This is a genomic window from Streptomyces ficellus (assembly GCF_009739905.1).
In the GTDB taxonomy this organism is placed as follows: Bacteria; Actinomycetota; Actinomycetes; order Streptomycetales; family Streptomycetaceae; genus Streptomyces; species Streptomyces ficellus_A.
Genome location: NZ_CP034279.1, coordinates 6,317,378 through 6,337,340 on the forward strand (window position 1 = coordinate 6,317,378; position 19,963 = coordinate 6,337,340).

At 75.0% G+C, this 19,963-nt stretch carries 18 protein-coding genes; 10 read left to right on the forward strand and 8 right to left on the reverse strand.

Annotated features, from left to right (window positions below; translation table 11 throughout):
* Nucleotides 1-30 precede the first annotated feature (30 nt).
* From EIZ62_RS28360 to EIZ62_RS28370, 3 genes are all read left to right on the forward strand, one after another.
* Nucleotides 31-483, forward strand: coding sequence for a DUF4442 domain-containing protein (locus tag EIZ62_RS28360; RefSeq protein ID WP_156695508.1), 453 nt, complete (start codon nt 31-33; stop codon nt 481-483).
* A gap of 148 nt (nt 484-631) precedes the next feature.
* Nucleotides 632-3,124: a beta-glucosidase family protein gene (locus EIZ62_RS28365; RefSeq protein WP_156695509.1), complete on the forward strand. Its 2,493-nt coding sequence runs from the start codon at nt 632-634 to the stop codon at nt 3,122-3,124.
* Nucleotides 3,125-3,203: 79 nt separating this feature from the next.
* The gene (locus tag EIZ62_RS28370) at nt 3,204-3,875 is read left to right on the forward strand and encodes a DedA family protein (RefSeq protein WP_156695510.1); all 672 of its coding nucleotides are present in this window, start codon (nt 3,204-3,206) and stop codon (nt 3,873-3,875) included.
* Between the two features lie 66 nt (nt 3,876-3,941).
* Here EIZ62_RS28370 and EIZ62_RS28375 read toward each other — a convergent pair whose 3' ends face one another.
* Nucleotides 3,942-4,472, reverse strand: a complete 531-nt coding sequence (locus EIZ62_RS28375; protein WP_156695511.1) for a gamma carbonic anhydrase family protein — start codon at nt 4,470-4,472, stop codon at nt 3,942-3,944.
* 132 nt (nt 4,473-4,604) lie between these two features.
* On the opposite strand from EIZ62_RS28375, the gene EIZ62_RS28380 reads away from it, so the two are divergent.
* Nucleotides 4,605-5,372, forward strand: coding sequence for an acyltransferase (locus tag EIZ62_RS28380; RefSeq protein ID WP_156695512.1), 768 nt, complete (start codon nt 4,605-4,607; stop codon nt 5,370-5,372).
* Between the two features lie 23 nt (nt 5,373-5,395).
* On the opposite strand, the gene EIZ62_RS28385 is transcribed toward EIZ62_RS28380, so the two are convergent.
* Nucleotides 5,396-6,262: a DMT family transporter gene (locus tag EIZ62_RS28385; RefSeq protein WP_156696640.1), complete on the reverse strand. Its 867-nt coding sequence runs from the start codon at nt 6,260-6,262 to the stop codon at nt 5,396-5,398.
* 92 nt (nt 6,263-6,354) lie between these two features.
* Between EIZ62_RS28385 and EIZ62_RS28390 the strand changes: the two genes are divergently transcribed.
* Nucleotides 6,355-6,927, forward strand: coding sequence for a helix-turn-helix domain-containing protein (locus tag EIZ62_RS28390; RefSeq protein ID WP_156695513.1), 573 nt, complete (start codon nt 6,355-6,357; stop codon nt 6,925-6,927).
* Nucleotides 6,928-6,961: 34 nt separating this feature from the next.
* Here EIZ62_RS28390 and EIZ62_RS28395 read toward each other — a convergent pair whose 3' ends face one another.
* On the reverse strand, nt 6,962-7,381 hold the full coding sequence (locus tag EIZ62_RS28395; protein WP_156695514.1) for a CoA-binding protein: 420 nt from the start codon (nt 7,379-7,381) through the stop codon (nt 6,962-6,964).
* 98 nt (nt 7,382-7,479) lie between these two features.
* Between EIZ62_RS28395 and EIZ62_RS28400 the strand changes: the two genes are divergently transcribed.
* The 3 genes from EIZ62_RS28400 to EIZ62_RS28410 all read left to right on the forward strand — a co-directional run bounded on the left by EIZ62_RS28400 (nt 7,480) and on the right by EIZ62_RS28410 (nt 12,469).
* The gene (locus EIZ62_RS28400; protein ID WP_156695515.1) at nt 7,480-8,106 is read left to right on the forward strand and encodes a YigZ family protein; all 627 of its coding nucleotides are present in this window, start codon (nt 7,480-7,482) and stop codon (nt 8,104-8,106) included.
* 167 nt (nt 8,107-8,273) lie between these two features.
* Nucleotides 8,274-9,440: an exonuclease SbcCD subunit D gene (locus EIZ62_RS28405; protein ID WP_156695516.1), complete on the forward strand. Its 1,167-nt coding sequence runs from the start codon at nt 8,274-8,276 to the stop codon at nt 9,438-9,440.
* Complete coding sequence (locus EIZ62_RS28410; RefSeq protein WP_156695517.1) at nt 9,437-12,469, forward strand: AAA family ATPase; 3,033 nt, start codon at nt 9,437-9,439, stop codon at nt 12,467-12,469. Before EIZ62_RS28405 ends, EIZ62_RS28410 begins: the two co-directional genes overlap by 4 nt.
* On the opposite strand, the gene EIZ62_RS28415 is transcribed toward EIZ62_RS28410, so the two are convergent.
* Nucleotides 12,459-12,905: an Lrp/AsnC family transcriptional regulator gene (locus EIZ62_RS28415; protein ID WP_156695518.1), complete on the reverse strand. Its 447-nt coding sequence runs from the start codon at nt 12,903-12,905 to the stop codon at nt 12,459-12,461. The two genes, EIZ62_RS28410 and EIZ62_RS28415, sit on opposite strands and share 11 nt — an antisense overlap.
* A 110-nt stretch (nt 12,906-13,015) precedes the next feature.
* Between EIZ62_RS28415 and EIZ62_RS28420 the strand changes: the two genes are divergently transcribed.
* On the forward strand, nt 13,016-13,540 hold the full coding sequence (locus EIZ62_RS28420; protein ID WP_156695519.1) for a rhodanese-like domain-containing protein: 525 nt from the start codon (nt 13,016-13,018) through the stop codon (nt 13,538-13,540).
* 31 nt (nt 13,541-13,571) lie between these two features.
* Here the strand turns inward: EIZ62_RS28420 and EIZ62_RS28425 are convergent, their stop codons facing one another.
* Both EIZ62_RS28425 and EIZ62_RS28430 read right to left on the reverse strand, forming a co-directional pair.
* On the reverse strand, nt 13,572-15,263 hold the full coding sequence (locus EIZ62_RS28425) for a DUF885 domain-containing protein (RefSeq protein ID WP_156695520.1): 1,692 nt from the start codon (nt 15,261-15,263) through the stop codon (nt 13,572-13,574).
* Between the two features lie 38 nt (nt 15,264-15,301).
* Nucleotides 15,302-15,808: an Lrp/AsnC family transcriptional regulator gene (locus EIZ62_RS28430; RefSeq protein ID WP_156695521.1), complete on the reverse strand. Its 507-nt coding sequence runs from the start codon at nt 15,806-15,808 to the stop codon at nt 15,302-15,304.
* Nucleotides 15,809-15,868: 60 nt separating this feature from the next.
* On the opposite strand from EIZ62_RS28430, the gene EIZ62_RS28435 reads away from it, so the two are divergent.
* On the forward strand, nt 15,869-17,110 hold the full coding sequence (locus EIZ62_RS28435; RefSeq protein ID WP_156695522.1) for a trans-sulfuration enzyme family protein: 1,242 nt from the start codon (nt 15,869-15,871) through the stop codon (nt 17,108-17,110).
* On the opposite strand, the gene EIZ62_RS28440 is transcribed toward EIZ62_RS28435, so the two are convergent.
* Both EIZ62_RS28440 and pdxR read right to left on the reverse strand, forming a co-directional pair.
* On the reverse strand, nt 17,025-18,455 hold the full coding sequence (locus EIZ62_RS28440; RefSeq protein WP_156695523.1) for a GNAT family N-acetyltransferase: 1,431 nt from the start codon (nt 18,453-18,455) through the stop codon (nt 17,025-17,027). The two genes, EIZ62_RS28435 and EIZ62_RS28440, sit on opposite strands and share 86 nt — an antisense overlap.
* Nucleotides 18,456-18,544: 89 nt before the next feature.
* A complete protein-coding gene (pdxR, locus tag EIZ62_RS28445; RefSeq protein WP_156695524.1) occupies nt 18,545-19,960 on the reverse strand; it encodes a MocR-like pyridoxine biosynthesis transcription factor PdxR in 1,416 nt (471 codons plus the stop codon).
* Nucleotides 19,961-19,963: the final 3 nt, after the last annotated feature.

The following is a 19,963-nucleotide window of genomic DNA, read 5'->3' on the forward strand; positions in this document are numbered from 1 at the left end:
CGCTTGCTACTGCCTGGTAACTTCGCCGGTATGTCCAAGACCATGCCGAGCATCGGCGACATGCTGCTGGCCACCGTCCCCATGGCCAAGACCCTGAACCTGGACGTCGTCGAGGCGACTGCCGAGCGCGCGGTGCTGCGCCTCCCGGACCAGGGCGCCTTCCACAACCACGTCGGCGGTCCGCACGCCGGCGCCATGTTCACCCTGGGCGAGTCCGCCAGCGGCGCGATCGTCATCGGCGCGTTCGGCGACCAGATGGGCCGGGCCGTGCCGCTCGCCGTCCGTGCCGAGATCGGCTACAGGAAGCTCGCCATGGGCCCCGTCACCGCCACCGCCACGCTCGGCCGCACCAAGGCCGAGGTCGTCGCCGAACTCGACGCCGGGGAGCGCCCCGAGTTCCCCGTCCACGTGGAGATCACCCGCGAGGACGGCGCCGTGACCGGCGAGATGACCATCACCTGGACCCTGCGCCCCAACTCCTGACCCCTGACGCGCGGATCCCCGCGTCCCGCGCACGCGTGGTCGGACGCGCGCGCGAAGACCGCCCCCGCACCCCTGTCCGGGTGCGGGGGCGGTCGTGTCCCCCCTCGCGTCACCGCGATCCCCCCACCCGCCTGCGCATAGTGCGCATATGTCATCACATGTCTCCCGCAGGACGACCCTCCGCCTGCTCACCGGAGCCGCCGCCGCCACGGCCGCCGCGGCGACCGACACCCCCACGACCGCGACCGCCGCCACGGCCCCCGCCCCCGCCCACTCCGCCGCACCACCCGCCGCCGCCCGCCGCGTCGACGAGCTGCTCGCCCGGCTCACCCCCGACGAGAAGCTCGGCCTCCTGCACGGCGCCAAGGACCCCCACAGCCTCGGCCAGGCCGGCTGGATCCCCGGCGTACCGCGTCTCGGCATCCCGCCCCTCCGCCTCGCCGACGGGCCCGCCGGCGTGCGCGTCCGGGCCCGTGCCACCGCCCTCCCCGCCCCCGTGATGCTGGCGAGCGCCTTCGACCCCGCCCTCGCCCACGAGTACGGCCGCGTCATCGGCCACGAAGGCCGGGCCCTCGGCCAGGACGTCCTGCTGTCGCCGATGGTCAACCTCATCCGCACCCCCTACGCCGGCCGGAACTTCGAGACGTTCAGCGAGGACCCGCTGCTCACCTCCGACCTCGTCGCCGAGGAGATCCGCGGCATCCAGGCCGAAGGCCTCATCGCCACCGTCAAGCACTTCGCCCTCAACAACCAGGAGAAGGACCGCACCACCGTCGACGTGCGCATCGGCGAACAGGCCCTGCACGAAACGGAACTGCGCGGCTTCGAAGCCGCCGTCGCCGCCGGGACCGGAGCGGTGATGGGCGCGTACAACAAGGTCGACGGCGCCCACGCCTGCGAGAACCGCGACCTGCTCACCGGCGTGCTGCGCGAGCGGTGGGGCTTCGACGGCTTCGTGATGAGCGACTGGGACGCCACCCACAGCACCGTCCCGTCCCTCACCGCCGGCCTCGACATGGAGATGCCCGCAGGCCGCTGGTACGGCGAACCCCTGCGGCGCGCCCTGGCGGACGGCACCGTGACCGAGGACGCCGTCGACCGTTCCGTACGCCGGATCCTCACCATCATGGGCCGCTTCGGCCTCCTCGACGGCACCGCCCCGGCCCGCCCCGCCACCCGCGACCGCGACGCCGGGGCCCGCCTCGCGTACCGCGTCGCCGTCGCCGGGGCGACCCTGCTGCGCAACGAGCGCGCCACGCTGCCGCTCACCGGGCCCGCCGCCCGCTCCGTCGTCGTCATCGGCCCCACCGGTACGGTGCCGTTCGCCAGCGGCGGCGGCAGCGCCCATGTCGTCCCCGACCGCGCCGACAGCCCGCTCGACGCCATCACCGCCCGCGCCGGCGAGGGCGCCACGGTCACCCACGCCCTGGGCGAGGACCTGTACGGCAAGCCCCTCACGGTCCACGGCGCGCCCCTCGACGGGCAGCGCGTACGCCCCGGGAAGACCTACACCTACGAGGGGACGCTCACCCTCGACCACCCCGACGAATGGACCTTCGTCGTCCACTACGGCGGCACGCGCCCCACGGTCCTCGTCGACGGCACCGAACTGTTCGCCGCCCAGGACCGCGAGGCCGAGCTCTTCGCCGGCTTCGGCCTGGTCTCCACCGCCCCCGACGGCCTGAAGGTCCGCCGCCGCACCCTCCGCCTCACCGCCGGACGCCACACCCTGCGCGTCACCGCCACCGGCGGCGCCCAGGGACAGCTGTTCCGGCTGCGCCGCATCACCACCGCCACCCGGGCGGCCGACGTCGCCGAGGCCGTACGCGCGGCCCGCGCCGCGCACAGCGTCGTCCTGTTCGCGTACGAGGACGCCGCCGAGGGCCGCGACCGCACCACGCTGGCGCTGCCCGGCCGGCAGGAGGCGCTCATCGACGCCGTGACCGCCGCCAACCCCCGGACCACCGTCGTCCTCAACACCTCCTCCGCCGTCACCATGCCGTGGCTGGAGCGCACCGGAGCCGTGCTCCAGATGTACTACCCGGGCCAGGAGGGCGCCGCCGCGACCGCCGCCGTGCTCTTCGGCGACACCGACCCCGGCGGCCGGCTCACCCAGACCTTCCCGGTCTCCGACGCCCGCCACCCCACGGCCGGCGACCCCCGCCGCTACCCCGGCAGCGGCGGCGTCCAGGAGTACTCCGAAGGCATCCGCACCGGACATCGCTGGTACGACGCGGAGGGCGTCGAGCCGCTGTTCCCCTTCGGCCACGGCCTGTCGTACACCACGTTCGCGTACGCCGGGCTCGTCGTGACCCCCGCCCGCGGCGGCGGCCTCACCGCCCGCTTCACCGTCCGCAACACCGGCCGGCGCACCGGCGTCACCGTCGCGCAGCTGTACGCCGGTCCCTCCCCGGACCTCGCGCTCGACCAGCCGGCCCGGATCCTCGCCGGCTACCGGCGCATCGAGCTGCGGGCCGGCCAGGTCCGGCACGTCACCGTGCCGATCGCCGCCCGGACGCTGTCCTCGTGGGACCCGCGGGGCCACGCCTGGGTGCTCGGCACCGGCACCCGCACCGTCCGGCTGGGCACCTCCTCGCGTGACCTGACGCTCACCGCTCGGGCGCGGGTCCTCCCGGTCTGAGCAGGTAGGCTGCCCGGCGTGCGCGCCCGACCCGCGCCGCACGCCGGGCAGCACGGAAACGACGACGGAGGAACCGGCTTTGCACGTCCAGGAGTGGCTCGAGACCGTTCCCGCGGTCAGCATCTACATCCTGGTGGGGGTGGTGATCGGGCTCGAGAGCCTCGGCATCCCGCTGCCGGGCGAGATCGTTCTCGTCAGCTCGGCGCTGCTGGCCTCCCAGCACGGTGACATCGACCCGTGGGTGCTCGGCGCGTGCGCCACCGCCGGCGCGATCATCGGCGACTCGATCGGCTACGCCATCGGGCGCAGGGGCGGGCGGCCCCTGCTGACCTGGCTGGGCGGCAAGTTCCCCAAGCACTTCAGCGAGGCCAACATCGCCCTGGCCGAGCGGTCGTTCCAGAAGTGGGGCATGTGGGCCGTCTTCTTCGGGCGCTTCGTGGCCCTGCTGCGGATCTTCGCCGGGCCGCTGGCCGGCGTCCTGCGCATGCCGTACTGGAAGTTCCTCATCGCCAACGTCTTCGGCGGCATCCTCTGGGCGGGCGGCACCACCGCGGTCATCTACTCGGTCGGCGTGGTCGCCGAGGCGTGGCTGAAGCGCTTCTCGTGGCTGGGCCTGGTGCTCGCCGTGCTGATCGGCCTGACGTCGATGCTGGTGCTCAAGAACCGCGCCAAGAAGGCGGCGGCGGCGGCCGAGGCCCGCGCGGCCACCGAGGTCGCCGCCCCCGAACCCGTCGGCGCCACCGCGGACTGACGACGGCGCGAAGGGGCCGTGCAGGTTCGCCCCCGCAGAGGTTGGCGGCGCCGGGCCCACCAGCCGTCAGGACGTGTGCGCCTCGCCGTGCGCGCGGGCCAGCTCCACGTACATCGTGGCGTTCAGTTTGATGCCCTCGCGCTCCTCGGCAGTCAGCTCGCGCTTCACCTTCGCCGGGACGCCCGCCACCAGCGAGCCGGGCGGGACGCGCATGCCCTGCGGAACGAGCGCCTGGGCGGCGATCAGCGAACCGGCGCCGATGTGGGCGCCGTTGAGGACCGTCGCGCCCATGCCGACCAGGACGTCGTCCTCGACCGTGCACCCGTGCAGGACCGCGTTGTGGCCGACCGAGACGCGCTCGCCGACCGTGACGGGGAAGCCCGGGTCGACGTGGACCGTGCAGTTGTCCTGGATGTTGCTGTCGGCGCCCAGGACGATCGGGCCGCAGTCGGCGCGCAGCACGGCGTGGTACCAGACGCTCGCCCCGGCGGCCATGGTCACCTCGCCGACCACGACAGAGGTCGGCGCGGCGAACGCGTCCGGGTGCACGTCCGGTTCCTTGCCGCCGACCCCGGTGATCAACGCCCGCTCAGTCATCGCCTGCTCCTCGTGTTGCGAAAGGTCGCGCCAGGGGAACGGTAAGGGACGGCCCTGACGGCCGTGACGGTGGGGCGAACATCACAGCGCGTGGCGCGGCCGGGGCCCGAGCGGGCCGACTACCGTGTCCGGGTGCCGAAGAACAGAAACACGTTCTCCTCCCTGGCCGCCTGGCGGCGCCGGGTCCTCAGCCGGGCCGTGCACGGCGGCTGGCGATGGGTGCAGGAGACGGGAGCCGTCACCGCGGAGCACCCCGGGAGGCTGCGCTTCCGGCGGCTGGGCCCCGGCACACGGCTGGCGTTCCCGCAGGGCACCGTCTTCGGGGAGCGGTGGATCGAGCTGGGCGACCACTGCATCATCGCCGAACAGGTCACGCTGACCGCCGGGATGATGCCGGGGCTCGACCTGGGGCCCGACCCGGTCCTGACCCTGGGCAACGGCGTCGTGCTCGGGCGCGGCAGCCATGTCGTCGCGGACGCGCCGGTGACGGTCGGCGCGGACACCTTCTGCGGGCCGTACGTCTACATCACGTCCACGAACCACAGTTACGACGACCCCCACGAGCCGGTCGGCCGGCAGTGGCCGCGCTCCGCGCCCGTGACGGTAGGCCCGGGCTGCTGGCTCGGCACCGGAGCGGTGATCCTTCCCGGCGCACGGCTCGGACGCAACGTGGTGGTGGCCGCGGGCGCCGTGGTGCGGGGCGAGGTGCCCGACCACGCGGTGGTGGCGGGCGCGCCGGCCCGGGTCGTACGGCGCTGGGACGCCGCGAACGGGTGGCAGCCGCCGTTGCGCACGCCCGCTCCCGTACCCGTGCCGGAGGGCGTCACGTCGCAGCAACTGGCAGCGCTGGCCGAGCTCGACCTCGACGCCGATCTCGACGCCGACCTCGACAAGGCCTGACCCGGCGGGGGCCCGGCGCTCCGTCACCCCGCCGCCAGCAGCACCGTCCCGACCAGCGCCAGCCCCGCTCCCGCGGCCTGCACGGTCCGCAGCCGCTCCTTGAGCACGCCCCGCGCGGCGAGCGCCGTCACCACCGGGTAGAGGCTGGCGAGCACGGCGGCCACGGTGACCGGGCCGCTCCGCGCGGCGAGCGCGTACGTACCGTTGGCGGCGACGTCCGCCAGGCCGACGAACGCGAGCGCGGGCAGCGCGGCCCACACGACCCGGATCCCGCCCTCCTCCGGCAGGGCGGGCGCGCCGCGCCGCACCGAGGCCCACAGGGCGGCCCCGCCCACCGCGACGTTGGTGACGCGCTGCACGAACAGCGCGAGGAACAGCCCGGTGAGCGTGGTGGACGCCTCGGCGATCAGGGCCATCACGGAGCCGAAGCCGAACGCCGCGACCAGCGTCAGCAGCACCGCCTGGCGCTGGACGGGCGCCCCGCGCAGCTCCGGCCCGCCCGCCAGGACCACGCCCGCGATCGCGACGCCGATGCCCGCGAACTGGAGCAGCCCCGGCCGGTCGCCGACCAGCAGCCCCACGGACACCGGGACGACGACGCCGAGCGAACCGAGCGGTGAGACCACGCCCATCGGGCCGAGGGCGAGGGCCTTGTAGAAGGCGAGCATGGCGGCCGGTCCGACGGCCCCGGCGGCCACCGCGTACCAGAGCCCCGGTCCCGCCTCCGTCCAGGCGCCGGTGGCGAGGACGACGGCGCCCAGGACGGCGACCGCGATGATCTGCGAGGTGACGACCACCGTCAGCGCGGGCATGCGCCGGGTCAGCAGTCCGCCGCCGAAGTCGGCCAGCCCCCACAGGAGGCTGGTGGCCAGGGCGAACAGTGCCGTCATGAGATCCTCGCAGTACAGTGCGGTGAACACGGGGGTGCATCACACCGTAGTGCAGTCCATTGAACTATGTCATCCAAAATATTGGACGGAATGTGTCGGACCTCGACCAGCTCACGCAGTCGCTCGCCCGCAACCTCAAGCGCTGGCGCGGCGAGCGCGGCTTCACCCTCGACGCGCTCGCCGCGCGGGCGGGCGTCAGCCGGGGCATGATCATCCAGATCGAACAGGCCCGTACGAACCCCAGCGTCGGCACCACGGTGAAGCTCGCCGACGCGCTGGGCGTGTCCATCACCACGCTCCTCGACTACGAGCAGGGCGCGCACGTCCGCCTCGTACCGCCCGAGCAGGCGGTACGGATGTGGTCCACCGACAAGGGCAGCAGCACCACCCTCCTCGCCGGCACCGAGGCCCGGGGCCCCCTGGAACTGTGGACCTGGACCCTGATGCCCGGCGACGTCAGCGCCTCCGACCCGCACCCGGACGGCACCACCGAGCTGCTCCACGTCACCGCCGGTGAACTGACCCTCGTCGTCGACGGGGTGGAGCACCGCGTGCCGGCCGGGACCTCCGCCGTCTTCGAGTCCAACGTCCCGCACGCCTACCGCAACGACGGCGAGGAGACGGTCGGGATGACCATGGCCGTCTCCATCCCGCCCGTCCGCTGAGACGGCACCCCGCCGGGAGACCCGCCCGGCGGGGTCAGTCCCGGTCGAGCAGCGGGATCTCGATCGCGGGGCAGCGGTCCATCACCATGTCGAGACCGGCCGCCGTGGTCCTCTCGTACGCCGCCTCGTCGACCACCCCGAGCTGGAACCACACCGCCTTGGCGCCCTTCGCCACCGCCTCGTCCGCGACGGCACCCGCCAGGTGGCTGTTGACGAACACGTCCACCACGTCCACGGGGAACGGGATCTCCGCCAGCGAGGCGTAGCCCTGCTCCCCGTGGACCGTCTCGGCCTTGGGATGCACGGGCACCACGCGCTTGCCGAAACGCTGCAGGACGGCGGCCACCCCGTACGCGGCGCGGGCCCGGTTGCCGGACAGCCCCACCACCGCCCAGGTGTCGCCGGACTCGGTGAGGATCTTCGCGATGGTGTCCTGCTCCTGCTCGCCGGTCACGTGCCGCCTCCACTGGTCAAGGTCGTCCTCGTCTCCCCAGCGCCAACCGCCACCCGCCGCCGGAGATTCCCGTCCACCCGTGCGCATAGGGTGGCGGGATGCAGGAGCAGTACCGGACCGTCGCCCGCGAGGGCGTGCACGAGACAGAGATCAACCGATCGCGCTTCCTCTGCGCCCTCGCGCCCGCCGCGACCGAACAGGAGGCGCAGGACTTCGTCGCACGCGTACGCAAGGAGCACCCGACCGCCTCCCACAACTGCTTCGCCTACGTCATCGGCGCCGACGCCGCCGTGCAGAAGGCCAGTGACGACGGGGAACCCGGCGGCACGGCCGGAGTGCCGATGCTCCAGATGCTCACCCGCCGCGACATCCGGTACGCCGTGGCCGTCGTCACCCGCTACTACGGCGGCGTGAAGCTCGGCGCGGGCGGCCTCATCCGGGCCTACGGCGGAGTCGTGGGCGAGGCGCTCGACGCGCTCGGCACCGTCACCCGCCGCCGGTTCCGGCTCGCCACCGTCACCGTCGACCACCAGCGCGCCGGGAAGCTGGAGAACGACCTGCGGGCCACCGGCCGGGCCGTGCGCGAGGTGCGGTACGCCGAGGCCGTCACCATCGAGGTCGGACTGCCCGGCACGGACGTGGACGCCTTCCGCGCCTGGCTCGCCGACGCGACGGCCGGGACCGCCCGGCTGGAGCTGGGCGGCGAGGCGTACGGCGAGGCGTAGACCGGGGCCGGGCCCGGGGGCGAGGGTGCGGGCGTTCCGGAAAAGAGGTCCGTGACCGACCGGGGGCCCGGCACCGTTAGCGTGTACGGGTGCAGAGCGGTGGCCGTACGGGCCGCCGGGGGCGGAGGAGCGGGACACATGCGGCCATCGCGGGTCGGAGCGGCGTCGTGAGGATGCTGCACACATCGGACTGGCACCTGGGGCGGTCGTTCCACCGGGTGAGCCTGCTCGAAGCCCAGGCCGCGTTCCTCGACCACCTCGTGGCGGCCGTCCGCGAGCACGACGTGGACGTGGTGCTCGTGGCCGGCGACATCTACGACCGCGCGGTGCCCCCGCTGGCGGCCGTGGAGCTGTTCGACACCGCGCTGCACCGGCTCGCCGGGGCCGGCGTACCCACCGTGATGATCTCCGGCAACCACGACTCGGCGCGCCGGCTCGGCGTCGGCGCCGGGCTCATCGAACGCGCCGGCATCCACCTGCGCACCGACCCCGCGGGCGCCGGCACCCCGGTCGTGCTCGCCGACGCCCACGGCGACGTGGCGTTCTACGGCCTGCCCTACCTCGAACCGGCCCTCGTCCGCGACGAGTTCGGCGTCGAGAAGACCGGGCACGAGGCCGTCCTGACGGCCGCCATGGACCGCGTCCGCGCCGACCTCGCCCGCCGCGCGCCCGGCACCCGGTCCGTCGTCCTCGCCCACGCCTTCGTCGCCGGCGGCGAACCCAGCGACAGCGAACGCGACATCACCGTCGGCGGGGTGGCCGCCGTCCCGGCCGGCGTGTTCGACGGCGCCGACTACGTCGCCCTCGGGCACCTGCACGGCAGCCAGGCCGTCACCGGGCGGGTGCGCTACTCCGGCTCGCCCCTCGCGTACTCCTTCTCCGAAGCCGGGCACCGCAAGACGATGTGGCTCGTCGACCTGGACGCCGACGGCTCCGTCCGCGCCGAGCGGCTCGACTGCCCGGTGCCCCGCCCCCTCGCCCGCCTGAGCGGCCGGCTCGACGAGCTGCTCGCCGACCCCGCCCTCACCCGCCACGAGGACTCCTGGGTCGAGGCCACCCTCACCGACCCGGTCCGCCCCGCCGAACCCATGGCCCGCCTCACCGAACGCTTCCCCCACACCCTCAGCCTCCTCTTCGCCCCCGAGCGCCCCGACGACGAGCCCCTCGCCTCCTACGCGCAGCGCCTGCGCGACCGCGACGACCAGCAGATCGCCGAGGACTTCGTCGCCCACGTACGCGGCGGCGCGGGCCCCGACGACCGGGAACGCGCGGCGCTGCGGCACGCCTTCGACGACGTCCGGGTGGACATGGCACGGCGCGAGGTGGCCGGGTGAGGCTCCACCGGCTCGACATCACCGGCTTCGGCCCCTTCGGCACCACCCAGACCGTCGACTTCGACACCCTCGCCCGGGCCGGTCTCTTCCTCCTCCACGGACCGACCGGCGCCGGCAAGACCTCGGTCCTCGACGCCGTCTGCTACGCCCTGTACGGCGCCGTCCCCGGCGCCCGGCAGAGCCCCGGCACCTCCCTGCGCAGCGACCACGCCCCGCCCGGCACCCACACCGAGGTGGTGCTCGACCTGACGGTGGCCGGCCGGCGGCTGGAGATCACCCGGCGACCCGCCCAGCCCCGCCCCAAGAAGCGGGGCGGCGGTCTCACCACGGAGAAGGCCCAGTCCTGGCTGCGCGAGTACGACCCGGCCGACGGCACCTGGAAGGGCCTCAGCCGCTCCCACCAGGAGATCGGCGAGGAGGTCACCCAGCTCCTCGGCATGAACCGGGACCAGTTCTGCCAGGTGGTGCTCCTGCCGCAGGGCGACTTCGCCCGGTTCCTGCGGGCCGACGCGGAGGCGCGCGGCAAGCTCCTCGGCCGGCTCTTCGACACCCGCCGCTTCGCCGCCGTCGAGGAGCACCTCGCCGACCAGCGCCGCACCGCCGAACAGCAGGTCAAACAGGGCGACGAACGGCTCCTCGCCCTCGCCCACCGCATGGCGCAGGCGGCCGGCCCGGCAGCCGGCGGCCTGCCCGCCCCGGCGGAGAAGCCGGGCGACCCCGGCCTCGCCGGAGCCGTCCTCACCTGGGCCGCCGTCGCCCGCTCCGGCGCCCGGGAGGCACGGGACGTCGCCGAGTCCGCGCTCGCCGCCGCCGAGAGCCGGCGGGCCGCCGCGCGCCGCGCCCTCGACGAACAGCGGGAACTGGCCACCCTCCAGCAGCGGTACGAGGACGCCCGGCGCCGCGACGCCGCACTGGACGCCCGCCGGGCCGAGCGCGACGGATGGCAGGCCCTGCTGGAGCGGGGCCGCAAGGCCGAGCGGGTGGCCGCGCCGCTGGCCCTGCGCGACGACACCGAGCGGGAGCATGACGCGGCACGCGCGGCGCACGAGCGGGCCGTGGCCGGTCTGGCGCCGGACCTCGCCGAGGCGGGCGCCGAGCGGCTGACCGCGCTGGCGGGCCGCCTCCGGGAGGAACTCGGCGGGCTCGACGCCGCCCGCCGGGCCGAGCGGCGGAGCGCTGAACTCGCCCACGAGCGCGACCAACTGGACCGCCAGGAACGCGCCGACGAGGCGACGCTCCAGGACACGGACGAGTGGCTGGCCGGCTGGGAGGCCACCCGCCGCGCCCTCCAGGACCGGGTGGAGGCGGCGCAGGAGGCCGCGACCCGCGCCGAACACCTCGCGGGACGCCTCGAACCCGCCCGCCGCCGGCTGGCCGCCGCCCGCCGCCGCGACACGCTGGCACGCGATGCCGAGGCCGCCACCGCCCGGCTGACCGACGCCCGCGAGCACGCCAACACCGCCCACGAGACCTGGCTCGACCTGCGCGAACGCCGCCTGCGGGGCATCGCCGCCGAACTCGCGGCCGGGCTCGCGGACGGGGAGCCCTGCGCGGTCTGCGGCTCCGCCGACCACCCGGACCCCGCCCGCGCCGACGCCCATCACGTCGACCGCGCGACGGAGGACGCGGCCTACGAGGCCCACGCCCGCGCCGACGAGGCCCGCTCGGCCGCCGAACGCGACCTCGCCGTCGTACGGGAGGCGCTCACCGCCGCACGCGACGAAGTGGCCGGTACGGGGAGCGCCGACGACACCGAACAGCCCGCCGCCGACGCGCTGGCCGACGAGGTCGCCCGGCTGGACGGCGCCCACACCGAGGCGCGCGCGCTGGCGGGCGGTGCCCACGCCGCGCGGGAGGCGCTCGACCGCGCCGAGGCGGAACACCACCGCAGGCTGGAGGTGCGGCAGCAGGCCGAACGCCGGGCCGCCGCCCGGACGTCGCAGCGCGAGGCGCTCGACCGGGAGCAGGCCGCGGTGGACGCCGAGCTGGCCAGGGTGCCGGGCGGCGCCGTCGCCGAGCACGCCGCGTCCCTGGAGCACCGCATCGCCCGCCTCGTCGAGGCCGCCGACGCCGTACGCGCCGTCGAGGACACGGCCCGCCGCCTCAAGGAGGCCGACGACCGGCTCGCCCACGCCGCCTACCGCGCCGGCTTCGACACCCCGGCCGCCGCGGCCGCCGCGCTCCTCGACGACGCGGCCCACCGCGACCTCCAGCGGCGCCTCGACGCCTGGCAGGCCGAGGCGGCGGCCGTCGCCGACCGGCTCGCCGAACCGGAGACCCGCGCCGCCGCCCAGCGCCCGCCCGCCGACCCGGACCGCGCCCGCACCGCCCACGCCGCCGCCGACCGCGCCGCCCGTGACGCGGACTCCGCCCTGGCCGCCCACCGCGAGCGGTGCGCCGAACTGGACCGGCTGTCCCGGCAGGCCGCCACCGAGGTGCGGCGCCTGGGGCCGCTGCGCGAGGAGTACGAGCGGGTGGCGCGGCTGGCGGGGCTCACCGCCGGCACGTCGGCGGACAACGAGCGCAAGATGCGGCTGGAGTCGTACGTCCTCGCGGCCCGGCTGGAGCAGGTGGCCGCCGCGGCCACGGCCCGCCTGGCCCGCATGTCGGCCGGCCGCTACACGCTCGTCCACTCCGACGCCCGGGCCGGCGGCAAACGATCGGGCCTCGGCCTGCACGTCGTCGACGCCTGGACGGGCCGCGAACGCGACACGGCGACGCTCTCCGGCGGGGAGACGTTCTTCGCGTCGCTGGCGCTGGCGCTGGGCCTCGCCGACGTCGTCACCGACGAGACCGGCGGCGTACGGCTCGACACCCTCTTCATCGACGAGGGCTTCGGCAGCCTCGACGACCAGACCCTCGACGAGGTGCTGGACGTCCTGGACTCGCTGCGCGAACGCGACCGCAGCGTGGGCATCGTCAGCCACGTCGGCGACCTGCGCCGCCGCATCCCCACCCAGCTGGAGGTCGTCAAGGAGCGGAACGGCTCCGCCGTGCGGCTGCGCGGCGGGGGAGCGGTCAGCGGCTGACCGGGCGGCGCGGGAGCGGCGACGAGTACACGACGCTCGTCGTCACCGAACCCAGCGCGCCGACCTTCCCGGAGATCTCCTCCAGGTGCCGCATCGAGCGGGCGGCGACCTTCAGCACGAAGCAGTCGTCGCCCGTCACGTGGTGCGCCTCCAGCACCTCCGGCGTCGTGTCCAGCAGGTCGTGGAACGGCTTGTAGTTGCCGTTGGGGTAGCGCAGCCGTACGAACGCCAGGACCGGCAGCCCGAGCCGCTCCTGGTCGACGACCGCGGTGTAGCCGGTGATCACACCGGCCTCCTCCAGCCTGCGGACCCGCTCGGTGACGGCGCTCGCGGACATGGAGACGGTACGGGCCAGTTCGGCGAAGGTGGCCCGTCCGTCGTCCTGGAGGGCGGCGAGTATGCGCCAGTCGGTGGCGTCCGGTGAATATCCCGTCATGGACGAGGAATAGCAGGGGATTCCACGGCTGGACAAGCCGGTCTCCGGGGATCGTCACTTCACCGCGATGATCGACCAGCCGTAGATTTCCGGACATGACGATCACGCCGATGACTCAGACGACCCCGACGACTCCGGTCCCGCCGGCCGCGCCGGTCACCACCGCCCCGGCCGCCAACGCCGTCCTCCGCGTCCCGCCCGCCCCGCCGGCCGCGGCCGCCGCGTACTTCTCGGCGAGCCTCGCGTTCCACGCGGACGTCTCCGACGTCGCCGCCGCGCTCGCCGCCGGCGGCGACCCCGGGTTCGTCGTCCTCGACTCCCGCTCCACCGAGTCCTGGGACCAGGGCCACATCCCCGGCGCCGTTCACCTGCCGACGGCGCTCATCCCGGAGGAGGCGCCGCGGCTGCTCGACCCGTCGGTACCGGTCGTCACGTACTGCTGGGGCCCCGGCTGCAACGGCGCCACGCGCGCCGCCCTCGCCCTCGCGGAACTCGGCTACCAGGTCAAGGAGATGCTCGGCGGCTTCGAGTACTGGGCCCGCGAGGGCTTCGGCTACGAGACGTGGGAGGGCGCCCGGAAGCGGGACGCCGACCCCCTCACCGCCCCGCTCGGCACGGACGACTGCGGCTGCTGACGCCTCGGGCCGATCCTGAGGGGCCGGCCCCTCAGAGCCGCGCCAGTTCGTCCACCAGGTCGTCCAGGCCGAGCGGGCCCTGGGACAGGGCCGCCATGTGCCACTTCTTCGCGTCGAACGCGTCGCCGTGCGCACGGCGGGCCTTCTCCCGGCCCAGCAGCCAGGCCCGCTCGCCCAGCTTGTAGCCGATCGCCTGGCCGGGCATCGAGAGGTAGCGGGTCAGCTCGCTCTCGACGAACGCCCGGGGGCGGCTGGTGTGCTGCCCGAAGAACTCCTGCGCCAGCTCCGGCGTCCACCGCTCGCCCGGGTGGAACGGCGAGTCCGCCGGGATCTCCAGACCCAGGTGCATGCCGATGTCCACGATCACCCGGCAGGCCCGCATCATCTGGCAGTCCAGGTAGCCCAGGCGCCGCTCCGGGTCGGGCAGGAAGCCCAGCTCGTCCATGAGCCGCTCCGCGTACAGCGCCCAGCCCTCCGCGTTGGCGCTGACCACACCGACGGTCGCCTGGTAGCGGGACAGCCGGTCGGCGACGTGCGCCCACTGCGCGATCTGGAGGTGGTGGCCGGGCACCCCCTCGTGGTACCAGGTCGACACCAGGTCGTAGACCGGGAACCGCGTCTCGCCGTCGACCGGCAGCCAGGTGCGGCCGGGGCGCGAGAAGTCCTCGGACGGGCCGGTGTAGTACGGCGCAGCGGCTCCGCCCGGCGGGGCGATCCGCGACTCCACCCGCCGTACCCGCTCGGCCAGTTCGAAGTGCGTGCCGTCCAGCGTCTCGATCGCCTCGTCCATCAGGCGCTGGAGCCAGACCCGTACCTCCTCGACCCCCTCGATGTGGGTGCCGTGCTCGTCGAGGTGCGCGAGCGCCTGCCACGGGCCCGCGCCCGGCAGGATCTTGTCCGCCTCGGCCTTCATCTCGGCGAGCAGCCGGTGGTACTCGCCCCAGCCGTACGCGTAGGCCTCGTCCAGGTCGCAGTCGCTGCCGTTGAAGTAGCGCGACCAGCGGGCGTACCGCTCGCGGCCCACCGTGTCGGGGGCGTCCTTCACCGCCGGGGCGTACACGTCGCGCATCCAGTCGCGCAGCGCCGCCAGCGCCCGGGTGGCACCGCCCGCGGCCGCGTCCAGCTCGGCGCGGAGGTTCGCCGGCGCGGGTGCCACGAAGGCCTCGAACCAGCCACGTCCGCCGGTGTCGTCGCCCGTCCACTCGGTGAGCTGGTCGATGAACGTCGCCGTGGCCCGGGGCCCGCCCGGCAGGCCGCGTTCCAGGCCCAGGGCCAGGGACTCGCGGTAGCCGGCGAGCGCGGCCGGCACGGCGCGCAGTCGCTCGGCGACCGCCGCCCAGTCGTCCCCGGTCTCGGTGGGCATCACCGTGAACACGATGCGGACGCTGTGCGCGGGCGAGCGCATGTTGCTGACCGTCCGCAGCCCCTCGCCCGCGTCGTGCACGGCGAGTTCGGCGGTCAGGCGCTCCCGCAGGAGCCGTCCGCAGCGCCGCTCGGCGTCGCCGGCGGCCCCGGGGAGGCGCTCGGCCTCGTCGAGCCGGGCCAGCGTCTGCCGGGCCAGCCGGGCCATCTCGTCCTGACCGGCGGGCGAGAAGTCCGGAAGGAGCCCGGCACTCTTCCGGACGCCCAGGTAGGTGCCGGTGATCGGGTCGAGTTCGATGAGCGCGTCGACATAGGCGTCGGCGACCATGCGGGGGAGCGCGCTGCTGGTGGTGTCTGGCATGAGGCCATCCTGATATGCCCCGGTCCCCGGCGTCACCCTCATCCGTCCCGGTCGGCTGACAAATGAGCGGGTGCGCCGGGCGGCAGCATCGGCCCGCACTCCCACTGCTGGAAGATCAGCCGGGTCTCGACGCGGGCCACCTCCCGCTGCGAGGTGAACTCGTCCAGCACGAGTCGTTGCAGGTCGGAGGGGTCCGACACGGCCACGTGCACCAGGTAGTCGTCGGGGCCGGTGAGATGGAACAGCGCCCGTGACTCGGGCAGCGCGCGGATCCGGTCGACGAACGGGCCGATCAGCTCCCGGCGGTGGGGGCGCACCTGCACCAGCAGCAGCGCCTCCAGGCCGCGGCCGATTTTGGCCGGATCGAGTCGCAGCCGGTTGCCCAGGATGACCCCGGTGCGCCGCAGCCGCGCCACCCGGTCCAGACAGGTGGAGGGCGCGACCCCGACCTCGGCGGCCAGGTCGCGGTAGGTGGTCCGGGCGTCGTTCTGCAAGAGGCGAAGAATGTGGAGATCGACCGTGTCGAGGACGACAGAACCGTTCATTCGCCGAACGTAACACGTCGTTTTCCCGCTACCCTCCGGTATCTGTTCACAGTGCCGTCCATGGATGCCCTGCCTTACGACGCCTCGCCCGCCCTTCCCACCCCGAGGGCCCCGCGGGCGCTGGCCACCGAAGCCGTGCACGCCGGGCGGGACGACCTCGCCGCCCTGGGCCTGCACGCCGTGCCGATCGACCTGTCGACCACGTACCCGTCGCACGACGCGAGGGCCGAGGCGGAGCGGATCGACGCGTTCGCCACCACCGGCGCCCGCCCGGACGGCCCGCCCGTCTACTCCCGGCTCGACAACCCCACCACCGCCCGCTTCGAGGACGCGCTCGCCCGGCTGGAGGGCACCCAGAGCGCCGTCGCGTTCGCCAGCGGCATGGCGGCCCTGACCGCCGTCCTGCTGGTCCGGGCGAGCATGGGCCTGCGGCACGTGGTGGCGGTCCGCCCGCTGTACGGGTGCAGCGACCACCTGCTCACCGCAGGGCTGCTCGGCACGGAGGTGACCTGGACGGACGTCGCCGGCATCGCGGACGCCATCCGCCCCGACACCGGCCTGGTCATGGTGGAGACCCCCGCCAACCCCACGCTCGCCGAGGTCGACATCCGGGCCGTCGCCCACGCCTGCGGCTCGGTGCCGCTGCTGGTCGACTCCACCTTCGCCACCCCGGTGCTCCAGCGTCCCGTGGAGCACGGGGCGCGGATCGTGCTGCACAGCGCCACCAAGTACCTCGGCGGGCACGGGGACGTGCTGGCCGGCGTGGTGGCCTGCGACGAGGAGTTCGCCGGCAAGCTGCGCCAAGTGCGGTTCGCCACCGGTGGCGTCCTGCACCCGCTGGCGAGCTACCTGCTGCTGCGCGGACTGTCCACGCTGCCGGTGCGGATGCGCGCCGCCTCCACCTCCGCCGCCGAGCTGGCGTGCCGGCTGGCGGCCGACCCCCGTATCGCGCGGGTGCACTACCCGGAGATCGGCGGCGCGATGGTCGCCTTCGAGGTGTTCGGCAACCCGCACGACGTGATCGCCGGCGTACGGCTGATCACGCCGGCGGTCAGCCTCGGCAGCGTCGACACCCTGATCCAGCACCCGGCCTCCATCAGCCACCGCATCGTGGAGGAGGGCGACCGCCGCTCGGCGGGCATCAGCGACCGGCTGCTGCGCATGTCGGTCGGCCTGGAGGACGTCGAGGACCTGTGGCGGGACCTGACCGAGGCGCTCAGCGCCGGGCCCGCGCCGACTGCTCGGGAGGGCCGGACCGCTGCGGCGGGCGGGGCGCGGGAAGGCCGTCCAGCCGCGCGGTGATCACCAGGGTGCCCTCCTCGATCTGGTAGTCCAGCGGCAGGTTCAGCGCGCGCATGGCCGCGACCATGCCCGTGTTGGACGACTGCGTGACCGCGTACACGCTCTCGCAGGACGCTTCCCGCGCGAGGGACACCAGACGGCCGAGCAGTTCGGAGCCGATGCCGCGGCGCTGCCAGTCGTCCTCGACGAGCAGGGCCACCTCGGTCTCGTCGCCGTCCCACAGCAGGTGGCCGAGCGCGACCAGCCGCCCGGACGCGGTCTCGACGGCGAGGGTGCGGCCGAAGCGGGGACTCAGCAGGTGGTCGAGGTAGCGGCCGGCGTCGGCGACCGGGCCGTGGTAGCGCAGGCCCAGGGTCCGGTCCGAGCAGCGGTCGTGCATGGCCCGGGCGGCCGCCACGTCACTCTGGTCGGCGCGGCGGACCGTGATGTCGTTGCCCTCCGGGAGGGTCAGTACGTCCTGGCTGCGCGGGACGCGCGGCCCGAGGCGGGCGTCCAGCTCCACCAGGGCCCGGGCGCGGGCGAACTCGGTGGGCGTGAACGGCAGGTACGGCCGCTCGATGGTGAGGGCGCCGCCACCCGGGGCGCGCAGCCGGATCACCGTCTCGCCCTCCTCCAGGGCGCCCTCGACCGGGGCCGTCGCGCCGGTGGGACGGCCGGTGGGGGAGACCGCGGGCAACGAGTGGATGGTGCACCGCCCGAGCAGCCGGCGCAGCGCGAGCGGCAGTTCGGCCGCGTCCAGCGCGGTACGGGTGGCCAGGCCCAGCACCCGCGCCGGGACGTCCACGAGGTCGTGGGCGTCGGCGCGCTCGGTCCAGGTGCCGGTGCCGCCCGCCGCGGCCACCTCCCGGGCCAGCGCGGCGGCGGGGAGCGCGGCGGGCGCCCGCAGCAGGAACTCGTCGACGGTGCCGTCGGCCAGCGGATGCGTCTGGAGGGTGAGGATGTCGACCCGCAGACGCGCCAGCGCCGTGCACAGCGCGGCCAGGCTGCCGGGCTCGTCGCGCACGGTGGTCCGCATCCGCCACAACACCGTCCCGGAGCCGGCCCCGCCCTCCCGGCCGTCGGTGGCGGACGCCTCCGGTCCGGCGGCGGCCGTCGCGGGGCCGCCACCGGTATCGGAGGCGGCCGGTGGCGCATGGCTGTGGCGGCGCGCCCACCAGATGTGGAACGCCGCCGTCGCGACCAGGGCCACCGCCGACACGGCGAGCAGGTACGGGCCGTCCGGGCCGTGCGCGACGGTGTTCGCCACCGCGTCCGCGACGGCCACGGCCGTGAACAGGGCGGCCAGTTCGACGAGGTCCCGCCGCCAGTGGTGGCGGCGGCTCTTCCGGGAAGTCCCATCAGTCATGGGGCCACTGTGACGCAGCGGTGTTGCGCGATCACGAACGCCTTATGACCGAACGGTTAAGTAGGGATCTGCTCCATTAAGTCCCGTTTTCAAGGATTTGCGGCGATGCTCGCCATGAGCCGTACGCCCCGCGCGATCTCGGACGGCGACAGGTGGGCGTACCCCAGCACGAGCCGTACGTCCCCGTCGTCCGGCCGCGCCGACCCGTAGTCGGTCAGCGGCCTCAGCGCCACCCCCGCGGCCGCGGCCCGCTCCAGGAACGACGAGCCCCGCCCGTGACGCCCCGGCACGCGCGCGATGATGTGCAGCCCGGCCGCGATGCCGCTGACCTCCGTACCGGGAAGGTGCTCCGCGAGGGCGCAGATGAGCGCGTCCCGCCGCTCCCGGTAGGCGCGCCCGCAGCGGCGCAGGTGGCGGTCGTAGCCCCCACTGGTCACGAAGTGGGCCAGCACGGCCTGGTCGAGCGCCGGGTTGCCCAGGTCCATCGTGCGCTTGCGTTCGACGACCTCGCCGGCGAGCGACCGCGGTACGAGCATCCAGCCGAGCCGCAGCCCGGGCGCGAGGGACTTGCTCACGGAACCCGTGTACACGACGCGCTCGGGGTCGAGGCCCTGGAGGGCGCCCACCGGGGCGCGGTCGTAGCGGAAGTCGCCGTCGTAGTCGTCCTCGACCAGCCAGCCGTCCACCGCACGGGCCCAGTCGAGCAGCTCCGCGCGGCGCCGCGCCGAGTAGGCGATCCCCGACGGGAACTGGTGGGCGGGCGTGGTGACCACGGCCCTCAGGCCGGACGCGGCGAGGGGACCGGGCGCGAGCCCTTCCGCGTCGAGCGGCAGCGGTACGGTCCGCAGTCCCGCCGACGCGAACAGCGCGGTGGGCTCCGGACTGCCCGGGTCCTCGACCCCCAGGCTCCGCAGACCGTGCGCCCCGAGGGCGAACCCCAGGAGCGTCATCGCCTGGGCCACGCCCGAGCACACCACCACCCGCTCCGGGTCGGCCACCACCCCGCGCCGCCGCGTCAGCAGTGCGGCCAGGGCCGACCGCAGCTCCGGCAGCCCGCGCGGGTCGGGATACCCCAGCGCCCGGTGCGGCAGCCGGGACAGGACGGTCCGGTGGGCGGCCGCCCACGCGGCGCGGGGGAACAGCGACAGGTCCGGCGTCCCGGGGCGGAAGTCGACCAGGGCCCCTGCCCGCCCCGGGGCCAGGTCCCGCACCTCGGGCGCGGCCCGCCCCCGTACGGCGTCCCCCACCCAGGTGCCCGAACCCCGGCCGCTGCGCAGATACCCCTCGGCCGTCAGCTGTTCGTACGCCTCCGTCACCAGGCCCCGCGACACCCCCAGGGCGGCCGCCAGCTCGCGGCTCGACGGCAGCCGCGTCCCGGCCGCGAGCCGCTCCGACCGGACCGCGTCACGCAGGGCCGCCTGGAGCGCCCGGCCGCGGCGCCGGGGCGGCGCGCCCACCGCCGGCAGCAGCAACTCCCAGAGCCCGCCGCCCGGTTCCCCGCCCATGCC

What these genes read in the sequence shown, in the direction of transcription:
- EIZ62_RS28360 (WP_156695508.1), top strand. Translation starts at nt 31, where the DNA reads ATGTCCAAGACCATGCCGAGCATCGGCGACATGCTGCTGGCCACCGTC.
- EIZ62_RS28365 (WP_156695509.1), top strand. Translation starts at nt 632, where the DNA reads ATGTCATCACATGTCTCCCGCAGGACGACCCTCCGCCTGCTCACCGGA.
- EIZ62_RS28375 (WP_156695511.1), bottom strand. Translation starts at nt 4,472, where the DNA reads ATGACTGAGCGGGCGTTGATCACCGGGGTCGGCGGCAAGGAACCGGAC.
- EIZ62_RS28385 (WP_156696640.1), bottom strand. Translation starts at nt 6,262, where the DNA reads ATGACGGCACTGTTCGCCCTGGCCACCAGCCTCCTGTGGGGGCTGGCC.
- EIZ62_RS28400 (WP_156695515.1), top strand. Translation starts at nt 7,480, where the DNA reads ATGCAGGAGCAGTACCGGACCGTCGCCCGCGAGGGCGTGCACGAGACA.
- EIZ62_RS28415 (WP_156695518.1), bottom strand. Translation starts at nt 12,905, where the DNA reads ATGACGGGATATTCACCGGACGCCACCGACTGGCGCATACTCGCCGCC.
- EIZ62_RS28420 (WP_156695519.1), top strand. Translation starts at nt 13,016, where the DNA reads ATGACTCAGACGACCCCGACGACTCCGGTCCCGCCGGCCGCGCCGGTC.
- EIZ62_RS28425 (WP_156695520.1), bottom strand. Translation starts at nt 15,263, where the DNA reads ATGCCAGACACCACCAGCAGCGCGCTCCCCCGCATGGTCGCCGACGCC.
- EIZ62_RS28430 (WP_156695521.1), bottom strand. Translation starts at nt 15,808, where the DNA reads ATGAACGGTTCTGTCGTCCTCGACACGGTCGATCTCCACATTCTTCGC.
- EIZ62_RS28435 (WP_156695522.1), top strand. Translation starts at nt 15,869, where the DNA reads ATGGATGCCCTGCCTTACGACGCCTCGCCCGCCCTTCCCACCCCGAGG.
- EIZ62_RS28440 (WP_156695523.1), bottom strand. Translation starts at nt 18,455, where the DNA reads ATGACTGATGGGACTTCCCGGAAGAGCCGCCGCCACCACTGGCGGCGG.
- pdxR (WP_156695524.1), bottom strand. Translation starts at nt 19,960, where the DNA reads ATGGGCGGGGAACCGGGCGGCGGGCTCTGGGAGTTGCTGCTGCCGGCG.